At 66.7% G+C, this 11,954-nt stretch carries 12 protein-coding genes and 1 pseudogene; 4 read left to right on the plus strand and 9 right to left on the minus strand.

Annotated features, from left to right (window positions below; all coding sequences use genetic code 11):
* Positions 1–68 precede the first annotated feature (68 nt).
* The 3 genes from ACV22Z_RS22660 to ACV22Z_RS22670 form a co-directional block, all read right to left on the minus strand.
* Positions 69–2,207, minus strand: a complete 2,139-nt coding sequence (locus ACV22Z_RS22660) for a TonB-dependent copper receptor (RefSeq protein ID WP_448078516.1) — start codon at positions 2,205–2,207, stop codon at positions 69–71.
* An 81-nt stretch (positions 2,208–2,288) separates the two neighbouring features.
* Positions 2,289–2,657 carry a DUF2946 domain-containing protein gene (locus tag ACV22Z_RS22665; RefSeq protein WP_448078517.1) on the minus strand — a complete coding sequence of 123 codons (369 nt, stop codon included), beginning with the start codon at positions 2,655–2,657 and terminating at the stop codon, positions 2,289–2,291.
* A 183-nt stretch (positions 2,658–2,840) separates the two neighbouring features.
* Entirely contained in the window at positions 2,841–3,377 is a 537-nt protein-coding gene (locus tag ACV22Z_RS22670; protein WP_448078518.1) for a cytochrome b, read from the minus strand.
* 225 nt (positions 3,378–3,602) lie between these two features.
* On the opposite strand from ACV22Z_RS22670, the gene ACV22Z_RS22675 reads away from it, so the two are divergent.
* Positions 3,603–4,241, plus strand: a complete 639-nt coding sequence (locus ACV22Z_RS22675) for a Pr6Pr family membrane protein (RefSeq protein ID WP_448078519.1) — start codon at positions 3,603–3,605, stop codon at positions 4,239–4,241.
* Positions 4,242–4,286: 45 nt separating this feature from the next.
* Here ACV22Z_RS22675 and ACV22Z_RS22680 read toward each other — a convergent pair whose 3' ends face one another.
* Positions 4,287–4,931, minus strand: coding sequence for a peptidoglycan DD-metalloendopeptidase family protein (locus tag ACV22Z_RS22680; protein WP_448078735.1), 645 nt, complete (start codon positions 4,929–4,931; stop codon positions 4,287–4,289).
* A gap of 507 nt (positions 4,932–5,438) precedes the next feature.
* On the opposite strand from ACV22Z_RS22680, the gene ACV22Z_RS22685 reads away from it, so the two are divergent.
* Positions 5,439–5,759 carry a hypothetical protein gene (locus ACV22Z_RS22685; protein WP_448078520.1) on the plus strand — a complete coding sequence of 107 codons (321 nt, stop codon included), beginning with the start codon at positions 5,439–5,441 and terminating at the stop codon, positions 5,757–5,759.
* A 136-nt stretch (positions 5,760–5,895) separates the two neighbouring features.
* Here the strand turns inward: ACV22Z_RS22685 and ACV22Z_RS22690 are convergent, their stop codons facing one another.
* Both ACV22Z_RS22690 and gndA read right to left on the minus strand, forming a co-directional pair.
* Complete coding sequence (locus ACV22Z_RS22690) at positions 5,896–6,252, minus strand: DUF4148 domain-containing protein (protein WP_448078521.1); 357 nt, start codon at positions 6,250–6,252, stop codon at positions 5,896–5,898.
* A gap of 200 nt (positions 6,253–6,452) precedes the next feature.
* The gene (gene gndA, locus ACV22Z_RS22695; protein ID WP_448078522.1) at positions 6,453–7,865 is read right to left on the minus strand and encodes an NADP-dependent phosphogluconate dehydrogenase; all 1,413 of its coding nucleotides are present in this window, start codon (positions 7,863–7,865) and stop codon (positions 6,453–6,455) included.
* Positions 7,866–7,871: 6 nt separating this feature from the next.
* On the opposite strand from gndA, the pseudogene ACV22Z_RS22700 reads away from it, so the two are divergent.
* Positions 7,872–7,946: pseudogene (locus ACV22Z_RS22700) on the plus strand (6-phosphogluconate dehydrogenase); the annotation flags it as partial.
* A 14-nt stretch (positions 7,947–7,960) separates the two neighbouring features.
* On the opposite strand, the gene ACV22Z_RS22705 reads toward ACV22Z_RS22700, so the two are convergent.
* Both ACV22Z_RS22705 and ACV22Z_RS22710 read right to left on the minus strand, forming a co-directional pair.
* Positions 7,961–8,599: a DUF938 domain-containing protein gene (locus ACV22Z_RS22705; RefSeq protein ID WP_448078523.1), complete on the minus strand. Its 639-nt coding sequence runs from the start codon at positions 8,597–8,599 to the stop codon at positions 7,961–7,963.
* Positions 8,596–9,498, minus strand: coding sequence for an NAD-dependent protein deacetylase (locus ACV22Z_RS22710; protein ID WP_448078524.1), 903 nt, complete (start codon positions 9,496–9,498; stop codon positions 8,596–8,598). The genes ACV22Z_RS22705 and ACV22Z_RS22710 overlap by 4 nt, the downstream gene beginning before the upstream one ends.
* 1,097 nt (positions 9,499–10,595) lie before the next feature.
* Here ACV22Z_RS22710 and ACV22Z_RS22715 point away from each other — a divergent pair.
* On the plus strand, positions 10,596–10,790 hold the full coding sequence (locus ACV22Z_RS22715; protein ID WP_448078525.1) for a hypothetical protein: 195 nt from the start codon (positions 10,596–10,598) through the stop codon (positions 10,788–10,790).
* Between the two features lie 134 nt (positions 10,791–10,924).
* On the opposite strand, the gene ACV22Z_RS22720 is transcribed toward ACV22Z_RS22715, so the two are convergent.
* Positions 10,925–11,848, minus strand: coding sequence for a LysR family transcriptional regulator (locus ACV22Z_RS22720; protein WP_448078526.1), 924 nt, complete (start codon positions 11,846–11,848; stop codon positions 10,925–10,927).
* Positions 11,849–11,954 lie beyond the last annotated feature (106 nt).

Genomic DNA, 11,954 nt, shown 5'->3' on the forward strand with positions numbered 1-11,954 from the left:
TCGGCGGGGCGCCGCCCGCGGCCGCGCATGCTGCGCTGCACATGCAGCATGCGCGGCCTGCGCGGCAGTTACATCTTCGCGCTGACCCGCACCCACCCGGTGCGCCCGGGCTCGGTCACCGGCGTGTTGGCCGAGTATCCGAAGCCTGCGTTGCCTGCGAGGTTCAGGTGCTCCGTATAAGCCTTGTCGAGCACATTGTCGATGCCGACCGAGATCTGCACGGTCTTGCTGAGGTTGTATTGCGCATGCAGCGACAGCACGCCGAAGCCCGCGCTCGGACCGAAGTCCTTGCCGACCACGTTGCCCTCGTTCAATGCATAGCGATGCTGCGGCGCAACGACCCGCCACAACCCGCCGGCCGACCATGCGCCGCGCGTGTACTCGAGGCCGAAGCGCGCCTCGAGCGGCGGCATCTGCGGCAGCGGATCGCCCGTCGCGACGTTGCGCCCCCACGCATACGCGAGCGACGTTTCCACGCGCAGCGGCGCGACCGGCCGCCATGCGACACCCGCCTCGCCGCCCATGATCTGCGCATTGACGTTGGTCGCCTGCGTCGTCGGGCCCATCATGCCGGCCGAGTAGTTGAACAGGATGAAGTCCTGCACGTAGCCCGCGTATGCCGACACCCACGCGTCGAGCTTCTCGCTCCTGTACTGCGCGCCGACATCGAGCTGCGTGGTCTTCTCGGGCTGAATGGCCGAGAACGCATTGATCGCCCCCGCCGGCCCGCGCTTCGCGGAAAACAGCTCCCAGTAGTCGGGGTAGCGCTCCGCGTGGCCGATCCCCGCATACCACGTGACCGGCAGCGCCGCGAGATCGCGCTCGTAACGGATGAAGCCGCTCGGCAGCACCCGTGCACGATCGTCGTCGAACGTCGGGTTCGGCTTGCTCATCATGCCGCCCGTCGTCGCCCGCTTGTCACGCGCACTCGCATAGTCGACGCGCGCGCCGCCGATCACGCGCGACGCGTCACTCGCATACCACGTCAGCTCGCCGAATGCGCCCGTATTCCACATCGTCGCCTGCGCGTTCCACGGCTGGTCCGCATAGTTCTGCCGGCCCATCGCCGAGCGCGAATCGAGCCGGTTCGACTGCGCATCGACGCCTGCGACGAACTTGAATTCGTCGCCGAAGCGGAACGTCGCCGCTGCCCGCGCACCGAGCGTGCGCCGCCGCACTTCCGACGCCATACGCATCGGCATGCTGCTCGTCGGGTCGGGCTGGCGCAGCGTGTAGTTGTCCATCACGTGATCGGCTTCGTTGTAGTACACGCGCGCTTCGACGCGGTCGAGCAAGTCGCCGATATGCCGCTTGTCGAACGACAGGCCGAACGTCTCGCGGCGAAAATGCGCGCCGTCCATTCCGCGGCCCGCGTAGCGCGCATAGCCGTCGCCGGTGCCGGCCGTCAGCTCGACGCGCGTGTGATCGTCGGGCGTCCAGCCGAGCGCGGCGTCGGCGTTCCATTTGTCCCACTGCGACGGCACCGTGCGGCCATTGCCGTCCTCGTAGTCCTGCGCGTGCGCATGATTCGCGGTCACGCGGCCGTAGACGTCCGGTGTGCCGGCCGTCACGTCGACGTTCTGGTCGTTGCGGCCGAACGAACCGCCGACCAGGCTGCCTTCGAAGCGCATGCCGGGCTTGTCGAAGCGCGGCGTGATGCGCTCGAACAGCACCGTGCCGGCCGACGCGCCGGGGCCGTACAGCACCGTCTGCGGCCCCTTCACGACGGTGACCTTGTCGTAGCTTTCCGGCGCGATGTACGACGTCGGCGAATCCATCCGGTTCGGGCACGCGCCCAGCGTCGGCATCCCGTTCGCGAGGATGTTCAGCCGCGAGCCGAACATCCCGCGCAGCACCGGATCGCCGTTCGTTCCGCCACTGCGGATCGACGCGAAACCGGGAATGGTCTTCAGGTAATCCGCGCCGTCGCTGGCGGGCAGCGGCTGGCGCGGCGTCTTCGGATCGGTGACGACGACGAGCGGCGTCGTCAGCGGCGATGCGACGACCTCGACCGGCGGCAGCATCGGCGCCGCGTCGGCCTGCGCGGCCGGGTCGGTGTCGGTCGCGCGAGCGGCCGCGGTCGCGGCACACGCCGCGGTCATCGCGCCGGCGGCCAGCGCCGGCACCGTGAGTTTCAACATCCGCGGCACACGCCGCGAACCGGCATTGCGCGGCGCCGGGTGCGCGCGCAATTGAAAAATGATCATGATCGAAAGCCCGAGTAACGCCCTCCACGCGATCGACGGATCGCACGGATATCGGCGGAATGAAAAACGGAAGAAAACGCGTCAGGCGTTCCCGGGCGGCGCGCGCGGATAGGCGCGCGGATAGCGATCGACGCTTGCCGCGACCGTGACGGGCACGGCGGCGGACGCAGCAGGAAGGAAAACGGGGAGATCCGGCGTGACGGACGGGCCGCCGATCGCCGGACTGTGCGAGAAGAAGCTGCAATAGCCGCACGCCTCGAGATGCAGCGCGTGACGATGCGCGCCGCCCGCGTCGGACGTGTGCTGCGCGCCATGCTCTGCACTGCAGATGATCGCGTCCGGCGTCGACGCCTGCGCGACCCGCCACTGCGATGCCAGCGGCGCCACGATCGCGAACCAGATCGCGAGCATGCCCAGCCAGGCAGTCAGGGTGCGATGTCGGTTCGGCATGCGTGGCGTCGAGTAAGCGGAATGTAAATCAGCCCGAATGTTACAGAATGTTCAGCTCAATGGCCAGTGCAATGCGGATTGTCCCCGGGGTTGCCCTCAAACGCACCGGGGGCACATGGTTGTCCGCGCAACCATGCGCCCCCGGCATTGTGCGGCGATCCGGCCGCGCGAATCAGTGCGACATCAGAGTGACATGCGGCGCATCATGCCGTCGCGCCGGACGTAATGGTGATAGATCGCGCCCAATGCATGCAGGCCGATCACGAAATAGAACGCGTTGCCGATCAGTTCGTGCGCGTCCTTGACGGTCGAGCGCAGCGCCTTGTCGGGCCCGACCAGCGTGAACGACACGCCGAGCCAGTCGAGCGACACCGGCTTGCCGCCCAGGTTGATCATCAGGATGCCGAGCAGCGGCTGCGCGAGGATGAACGCATACAGCGCGATGTGCGTGAGCTTGGCGAGCCACTGCAGCAGCGCCGCCTGCGGCACCGGCTCCGGCACCCGGCTGACCGCCCGCCACACGACCCGCAGGACCGACAGCACCAGGACGAACGTGCCTGCGGTCAGGTGCACGTTCATCCAGAACGCACGGCTGTCGCTGCCCTTCGGCCCGCGGATCTCGACGGCGAGGTACGCAAGCGCGACGAGCAGAAAGACGGCCCAGTGAAAGAAGATCGCGGGTGTGCTGTAGCGCGCCTGTTTGGCGAGGATGTTTTTCATGCTCGGTCTTGTCTTGTATCGGGGGTTCGGCTGCTGCGGACGCTTGCCAGCGCCCGACAGGCATGCAGCGATTGTAGCGGCACGGGTGGCGGGATTGGATCGCAGCGGTCAAAAATCGGACGAATATGACGCGCCCGTGCCGCGCGCGACGACGGCGCGGAAACGTATCACGCACGTGAACGGCTGTGGCACGATGGAGTTTTAGCGTCGATGTCGTGCGGCACCATGGGCAAAGCGTACTTCGTTGCGGCCTACCGGCTGATCGCCGCGTTGCTCGCCTTGTCCACGACGCTGCATGGCATCGCCGGCCGCTGGGGCATGCCGGCGTTTCATCTCGGCAACTACCTGAGCTACTTCACGCAGCTGAGCAGCCTTTACACCGCGGCCGTGCTGTGCGCAGGGCTCTGGCGCATCACCCGCCGCCCGGTTTCGCCGCGCTACGAATCGATGCGCGGTGCGGCCGTGCTGTACATGCTGATCACCGCGATCGTCTACGAGCTGCTGCTGGCGCGTCTCGACGCACTGCGGCATATCACGCCGCCCTTACACAACTGGGTGCTGCACCGGATCGTGCCGCTCGTCGTGCTCGGCGACTGGCTGTACGTCGAGCCGCGCTCGCCGATTTCGTGGCAGAGCACGGCCGCATGGCTCGGCTTTCCGCTGGTCTATCTCGTGTACACGCTCGTGCGCGGCGCGTGGGAAAACTGGTACCCGTATCCGTTCGTCGACCCGCGGCTGCACGGCTACCTTCCCGTTGCGCTGCAATGCTCGCTGATCGCGGTCGGCTCGTCGCTGCTCGCGATGGCTATCCGCTGGCTCGGCAACCGGCAGCGGCAGATCGACGCGACAACGAAGGAAAGCTGAACGGCCGGCGTGCGCGGCCGGTTCGGCGCCCACGCCGGGGTGGCGTCAGCCGCCGTTCCTCGGCAGGAAGCCCATCGGATCGACCACCTTGCCGTTCTGCCGGACTTCGAATTCGAACGTCGCACGGCCGCTCGCGTCGGTGCCCATCTCGGCGACCGGCTGGCCGGCGCGCACGGCGTCGCCTTCGTTGACGAGCAGCTTGCCGTTGTGGCCGTAGGCCGTGATCAGGCCGTTTTCGTGCTTCAGGATCACGAGCGGTCCGTACGCCTGGACGCCCGATCCTGCATAGACGACCCGCCCGCTCGCCGCGGCACGTACCGTGTGATCGGGCCCGGACGCGGCGATCACGATTCCGCGCGCCTTGCCGGCCGCAAACGGCGTCGTCACGACGCCGGTGGCAGGCCACGCCAGCAAGCCAGTCTGGCCAGGCGCCGGCTGCGGCGTCAACGTTGTCGCGGCAGGCGGCGGCGCGACGCGAAGCACCTGGCCCGGCGTGACCGCGCCTGTCGGCGCCATATGGTTCCAGTTCGCGATGTCCTGCACTCTCTGCCCGAATGCACCTGCAATGCTTGCGAGCGTGTCACCCGGATTCACGCGGTAGTAGCCCGCCAGCACGCCGCCGGACGTGCCCGCCGGCGCCGCAGGGGCCGATGGCCGGTACGGCTGCCAGGTGTCGGTCCATGGCGTCATCGTGCAGCCGGTCAGCGCGACGGCCGCCGCAGCCAGCGCCGCCTGCGGCAGCCAGTGTTTCAGCGAAGAACGGTTGGAAAAAATTTCTCTCAAGGTACCTCCCGGATTTGCCTCGATGCGCCGCCCGCCGCCCCCCGGCGTGCGACGCACGATGTCCGGCGCAACGGCCGGACCCTTCGTCATCCGACCGCGTGCGCGGCCGGCAGTTTCCAGATCATCGGGGATGCCGCGCACGGACTCGCCGGCCCGTTGCGCTTCATCCAGACCGGCAAAGATACCATCTGCGACGGTCCGGACGACGACAGGCGCCGGTTTGTTACCGGTTTGTCACCCGTTCGCCTCCCGTTCGCCGCCACAATCTTGCAGACGCGCGGCGTGCGCCGACCGACCGGCGACGGCTCCGGGGCCGCGCCGGCGCGGGATCGCCGCCGCCCGGCCGTCCCGTCGAGATCCGTCACCTATACTCCGTGATGCGCTGCCCGATCCGATCTTGCGAGGAGACCGACAATGAACAACGCGACGTTTCTATCCGTACAGCTCGACGCCGAGGATTTCGCCGGCTCCAGCGGGCTCGTCGAGTTGCTGAACCGGCATCTGCTGTTCGCGGCGGATGTCGCCGAAGCCGCGGATGCGCTCGTTCAGCTTGCCAGCGTCACGCACCTGTCGGGCGGCGCACGGCGCAGCGTCGAGCTGCCGGTCGCGGCGATCGAACGCCTGCGCGACGCGCTCGACACGCTGAGCGGCTACGACGAGACGTGGCTGATGGCACTGGAGCCGGCCGACAAGCTGTTCAAGGAGATCGGCCGCGGCAAGCGGCCGCTGCACTGACGCGGCGCGCTTTGTCACGCCCCCAAAAGAGAACAGCCCATCGTTCCATATCGTGGAACGATGGGCTGCACGGACAACCACAAGCGGGTGAACCGAATCCGGCGGGCAGCCGGTCGCGGCCTTGCGGCCGCTTCGATCAACGACCCTTGTAGACCGGCGCGTCGTCGGCGATGCGCTTGACCCCATTCGGCCAGCGCGAGCCCGCAACAGCCGCTGCCGGTGCACCGGATTCCTGCTGGGCGGCCGACTGCGCACCGAAACCGCTCGTGTCGGCGGCAGCGACGTTCTGCTGCGGATGCACGCGCGCTTCGGCGGCGAGGATGCCTTCCGGATAGGTGGTGCGGTCGCTGCCCAGCTTGTAGCCGGCCTGTTGCAGCTGGGCCAGCTCGGCCTTCACCTGGGCACGGGTGACCGGTGCGTTTTGTTGGGCGAAAGAAGCGGCCGGAACAGCGAGAACGGCAGCAGCGGCGAACGTTGCGATCAGCGATTTCATGACTTACCTCCGTGATTTTTTGCTCCGCCGCACACACCGTGTCTGCAGCGATGGAACGAAGTCTAGCCCCGAGATCACTTAGGGAAAACCATGAAATGACAAAAACACTGTTTTCCCGGAGCTAACAATTCCGGGATCCGGTATCGAGAAACCCTATCGATAGAATAGATTTTCGCAACAATTGCGCCGCTGCACGCCGCTTACGACCAGTTCGCGTGGAAGCTGCCCGGCTTGTCGGTGCGCTCGAACGTATGCGCGCCGAAGAAATCGCGCTGCGCCTGCACAAGGTTCGCCGGCAGGCGCTCCGAACGGTAGCTGTCGAAGTACGCGACCGCCGACGCGAACGCCGGCACCGGCACCCCGGCCTTGACCGCCTCGATCACGACCTCGCGCAGCGACGCCTGGTAGTTCGCGGCGATGTCCTGGAAGTACGGATCGAGCAGCAGGTTCGCGAGCGCCGGATCTTTCGCGTACGCATCCGTGATCTTCTGCAGGAAGCGCGCACGGATGATGCAGCCCGCGCGGAAGATCTTCGCGATCGTCCCGAGATCGAGATTCCAGCCGTATTCCCCGGAAGCCGTGCGCAGCTGCGCGAAGCCCTGCGCGTACGAAATCACCTTGCTCAGGTACAGCGCACGGCGCACGGCCTCGATGAAGGCCGCGCGATCGCCTGCCAGCGGCGTCGCGGACGGGCCTGACAGCACCTTGCTGGCCGCCACGCGCTCGGTCTTCAGCGACGACAGCACGCGCGCGAACACCGATTCGGTGATCAGCGGCAGCGGCACGCCGAGATCCAGCGCGTTCTGGCTGGTCCACTTGCCGGTGCCCTTCTGCGCCGCGCGATCGAGGATCACGTCGACCAGATGCTTGCCGGTTTCGTCGTCCTTCTTGTCGAAGATCTTCGACGTGATCTCCATCAGGTAGCTGTCCAGCTCACCCTGGTTCCATTCGGTGTAGACCGCGCCCAGCTCGTCGTTCGTGAGACCGGCGACGCCCTTCAGCACCGCATAGCTCTCGGCGATCAGCTGCATGTCGCCGTACTCGATCCCGTTGTGGACCATCTTCACGTAGTGGCCCGCGCCGTCCGGCCCCATGTAGGCGACGCACGGCTCGCCGTCCGACGGCGCCTTCGCGGCGATCTGCTTGAGGATCGGCTCGACGAGGTCGTACGCGTCGCGCTGGCCGCCAGGCATGATCGACGGGCCGCGCAGCGCGCCCTCTTCGCCGCCCGACACGCCGGTGCCGATGAAGTGCAGGCCCGACTGCGCGAGTTCCTGGTTGCGGCGGATCGTATCGGTGAAGTGCGTGTTGCCGCCGTCGATCAGCACGTCGCCCTTCTCGAGCAGCGGCTTCAGTGCGGCGATCGTCGCATCGGTCGCCTCGCCCGCCTTCACCATCATCAGGATCCGGCGCGGCGTTTCGAGCGACGCGACGAATTCTTCGAGCGTGTAGGTCGGCACCAGGTTGCGGCCGGGGAATTCGGCGATCAGTTCGTCGGTCTTCTCGCTGCTGCGGTTGTATACCGACACCGCATAGCCGCGGCTCTCGATATTGAGTGCGAGGTTGCGGCCCATCACCGCGAGGCCGATCACACCGATTGCTTGTTTGCCCATTAGTCAATTCTCCGGAAAAAACAGGGCGCGACCCGAACGGATCGCGCGCACAGGCGAAAGGATAAGGGAAACGCGGCCGCGATGCGCGGGCGGCGTCACTGTTCGGCGTGCGGCAAGCGCCGGAACACGACGCTCAGGTTGTTCGCCGGCATCTCGACGACCTCGCTGCAATCGAGCCCCCGGTCGAGCCCGAGCGCGACGACCGCCTCGAGATCGCGCACGCCCCACGACGGATCGCGGCGCCGAAGCTGCGCGTCGAATGCTTCGTTCGACGGCGCGGTGTGCCGCCCCTCGCGGCGATACGGGCCGTACAGCACCAGCACGCCGCCTGGCCGCAGCACGCGCGACGCACCCGCGAACAGCGCTTCGGTGCACGCCCACGGCGAGATGTGGATCATGTTGATGCAGACGATCGCGTCGAGCGCCGCGAATGGCCACACTGCGTCGCGCACGTCGAACGCGAGCGGCGCGCGGACGTTCGGCACGCCCGTATGCGCGATCCATGCGGCGATCGACAGCCGCGCCTGCGCGTCGGGATCGCTCGGCTGCCAGCGCAAGCCCGGCAGCCCCGCCGCGAAATGCACGACGTGCTGGCCCGTGCCGCTCGCGATCTCGAGCACGTCGCCGCTCGCCGGCAGCACGCGGCGCAGCACGTCGAGGATCGGCCCGCGGTTGCGTTCGGCCGCGGGGGCCGAAAGCCGCAGCGACGGATCGGCGGGAATCGTACCGGTCATGATGCCGATGGCTCCTGGTCGGGATGAGCGAGGCCCAGCCGCGCACGCAGCGCATCGAGCGCGGGCGCGCATTGCGCTTCGACCTTCAGGGCCAGCATCGGGTCGGCGCGCGTGTGGCCGAGGTTGAGCGCGGCGACCGGCTTGTTCTGCGCGTGCGCCCACACGCAGAAGCGGTAGCCCGAATACACCATCAGCGACGAGCCGACGACCAGCACCGCGTCCGACGCGTCGAGCGCGCGCGCCGCCTCGGCGACACGCTCGCGCGGCACGTTTTCGCCGAAGAACACGACGGCCGGCTTCAACAGCCCGCCGCACGCGGGACAGGCCGGAATGCGGAACGCATCGAGCGCGTGCCATTCGAGATGCGCATCGCCATCGGCGGCAGGTTGCGCGTGGGCGCCGAGCAGTTCGGGATTCTCGGCTTCGAGCACGGCCTGGATCGCGGCCCGCGCATGCTGCGCGCCGCAATCGAGGCACGTGACGCCGCTGATCCCGCCATGCAGTTCGATCACGTCGCCGCTGCCGGCGCGCTGATGGAGGCCATCGACGTTCTGCGTGACGAGGCGCTCGATCCGCCCGGCCGCGCCGAGCTGCGCGAGCGCGACGTGCGAACGGTTCGGCTGCGCACGGCCGACGACCGGCCAGCCGATCATGCTGCGCGCCCAGTAACGCCGCCGCGCGGCGTCGGAGCCGAGGAACTCGTGAAGCTGGATCGGCGGCGAACGCATCCACTGGCCGTTGCGGTCGCGATAGCCGGGAATGCCGGAATCGGTGCTGATGCCCGCACCCGTCAGCACGAACAGCCGCGGATGGCGCTCGACGAACGCATGCAGCGCATCGAGCGCGGCGGGATCGACGAAGGCGGACGAAGGCGAATCGGAGGAAGCGAAGTCGGTCATGACGGCGACGGCGGCCCGGCGGGAAAGCCTGAGGCCGCGATGAACGGGGGAGCGCCGGCGGCCGAAATGCGCGTGGCCGGCATGCCAGCACATGATACCGAAACCCGGATACGAGCAGGCCGGCGATCCGTCACGCACAAAAAAAGGCGCCCATCCGCCAAAGGGTGATGGGCGCTTGAACAATTGATCCATCGGGGTTGTGGATCAACTGGAAACCTGGCGTTGTTGCATCCGCGGGGTTCTGCCCGGCGGATGATCCCCGGCCAACGCCAATCCTCTTATGTCATTTGCTTCGCAGCACGCTGCTTGCCATCCCCCGCTCGATCCGGACAGCCGGATCGATTTCCGGCGATGCGACGGCCGAACGCGCTCCGGCCACTCCGCGGTGCGGAGCCGGAAACCGTTCGCGCTGCGTGCACGTCGAGAAGACCGTTCATGTCGTATCGATCGCCGCTTCGTGTCCCGATGTCGTTCAAGACGCCTCCGTTCGCGCTGCGCGTCCGGTTTCGGTTTTGAATCACACCGTCCGCGCGTCGATGCCGGTTCGGGTTCGTCGCGCCGTTCGCGGATACCGCTCGCGATGCGCAATCCCCCACTCATTCATCAGGATGGCAAATCAAATTGCGTGCGTGGCCGTCCATTGGCCGACGCCCGTTTCCGTCGCACTCCGCTGTCGTCAGACAGCAGTCGACGCTCAGCCTCCTCGCCATTCATGCGCGACGCGGAGAGGATGAAACGGACGCAGATTTCCGGACGGGATTCGGTGCCGAGCGTGATCAAGTCACCTCGTGCAGGTGTGAATTGGGCAACCGAGATATTCGGCGATTCAGGTTTGCAACACGGCGCGTTGCGATGAGATCTCTTTTCATTCTCGTGTCCCCGATTGAAATGCTCCCTGACCACCGGTGCGCGATCGTCGATCTGACTCCGTCGACGTTCCTGCTGGCGGCACGGATAGATACGCAAGGAACGCACCACCGGGCGCAATGCCAAGCCTGGCGGGGCTCCGCGATGAAGGGTCCGGCAGCGCGCGGCGGCGGCGGCGGCGAATGTTTCAGGATTGAAACACGGCCCAGGCGAAACGGTTGCGAACTTGTGTGACAGTCGATGCGGCGTCACATGACGATGGCGGCATTTCGACCGGACGGCACGCACTCGTACGCCTGCTGCAGGACATGCGCACAGCAGGCACCCATCGCTTCAGCCTCAATCTCGGCTCGGACAGGCGGGTGCGCAGCGCGCTGGACGAACTGGCCGCGCATGTGCACCCGGCATTTCACGACGGTATGTGACGCGCACGGCACTCGGCACGACACCGCACCGACGGGTCGTCATCACGTCGTTGATCTGCTATAGGAATCCCGGACAGAATTGCGTGTTAGTGTTTCGAAGCGAGCTTTCCGGCAGCCGGCGGTTGCCGGCTCCGTCAAACGGGCACTTCGTTCCAGCGGTTCCCGGTCTCCAGCTTTGCGACATGTTCGCTCAGCGCCTCCGCAAATACGCGGATCTTCACCGGCTGGTTCCGGCGGCTCTGGTAGGCCAGATTGATGGTAAGCGGCGGCAATTCCCAGTCGAGCAACACGGGAATCAACCGGCCGGCCTCGATATCGTCGAACACGATATAAAGCGGCTGAACGAGAATCCCCACCCCGGCCCGGCCCGCGGCGCAGATCACCTGCCCCTCGTTCGACTCGAGCACCGCATCGACCGTAATCGAGCGCCGCTCGCGACCGCGCTTCAGATGCAGCACGTGCGGGTCCGCGGCGTGGCTGTAAATGAGCATCTTGTGACGTTCGAGATCTTCCGGGGTCGCCGGCTTGCCGTGCTCGGCCAGGTACGCCGGCGACGCGGCCAGCACGCGGCGCGTGCGCGCAAGGCGCCGCACCGTGATACTCGAATCGCGTTCATGCTCCCGCGTGCGGATCGCGCAATCGAAGCCTTCCTCGATGAAGTTCTGATACCGGTTCTCGGCCGTCAGTTGAACGGACAGGTCGGGGTACCGCCGATTGAATTCCGCCAGCCATGGCGCGATATGCAACACGGCAAACGATACGGAACTGGTCACGCGCAGCACGCCCGTCGGGCGCATCGCCATGCCGCTGACCGCAAGATCCGCCTCCTTGATTTCCTCCATGATCGACGCGCACCGCGTCTGATATTCGCGCCCCGCATCGGTCAGCCATAACCGGCGAGTCGTCCGCTCGATCAGGCGGGCTCCGAGCCGGTCTTCAAGCACGCTCAACATGCGGCTTGCCGCAGCGTTCGACATCCCGAGCCGTTCCGCCGCCTTGGACAGGCTGCCGAACTCTGCCGTGAGCAGAAAAAACTCGATCTGCGTGTAGCGATCCATGTGATGAACTCTTCCGGTCAGTGGAATTGTGTTTTCACTATAGTGCATATATTTCCACAAGGAACGCCGGTACAGTCCTAACGAATTCCTAACGCGTGCCGCTGCC

The sequence above is a fragment of the Burkholderia sp. PU8-34 genome, assembly GCF_053427725.1.

What these genes read in the sequence shown, in the direction of transcription:
- ACV22Z_RS22660 (WP_448078516.1), bottom strand. Translation starts at nt 2,207, where the DNA reads ATGATCATTTTTCAATTGCGCGCGCACCCGGCGCCGCGCAATGCCGGT.
- ACV22Z_RS22665 (WP_448078517.1), bottom strand. Translation starts at nt 2,657, where the DNA reads ATGCCGAACCGACATCGCACCCTGACTGCCTGGCTGGGCATGCTCGCG.
- ACV22Z_RS22670 (WP_448078518.1), bottom strand. Translation starts at nt 3,377, where the DNA reads ATGAAAAACATCCTCGCCAAACAGGCGCGCTACAGCACACCCGCGATC.
- ACV22Z_RS22675 (WP_448078519.1), top strand. Translation starts at nt 3,603, where the DNA reads ATGGGCAAAGCGTACTTCGTTGCGGCCTACCGGCTGATCGCCGCGTTG.
- ACV22Z_RS22680 (WP_448078735.1), bottom strand. Translation starts at nt 4,931, where the DNA reads ATGACGCCATGGACCGACACCTGGCAGCCGTACCGGCCATCGGCCCCT.
- ACV22Z_RS22685 (WP_448078520.1), top strand. Translation starts at nt 5,439, where the DNA reads ATGAACAACGCGACGTTTCTATCCGTACAGCTCGACGCCGAGGATTTC.
- ACV22Z_RS22690 (WP_448078521.1), bottom strand. Translation starts at nt 6,252, where the DNA reads ATGAAATCGCTGATCGCAACGTTCGCCGCTGCTGCCGTTCTCGCTGTT.
- gndA (WP_448078522.1), bottom strand. Translation starts at nt 7,865, where the DNA reads ATGGGCAAACAAGCAATCGGTGTGATCGGCCTCGCGGTGATGGGCCGC.
- ACV22Z_RS22705 (WP_448078523.1), bottom strand. Translation starts at nt 8,599, where the DNA reads ATGACCGGTACGATTCCCGCCGATCCGTCGCTGCGGCTTTCGGCCCCC.
- ACV22Z_RS22710 (WP_448078524.1), bottom strand. Translation starts at nt 9,498, where the DNA reads ATGACCGACTTCGCTTCCTCCGATTCGCCTTCGTCCGCCTTCGTCGAT.
- ACV22Z_RS22720 (WP_448078526.1), bottom strand. Translation starts at nt 11,848, where the DNA reads ATGGATCGCTACACGCAGATCGAGTTTTTTCTGCTCACGGCAGAGTTC.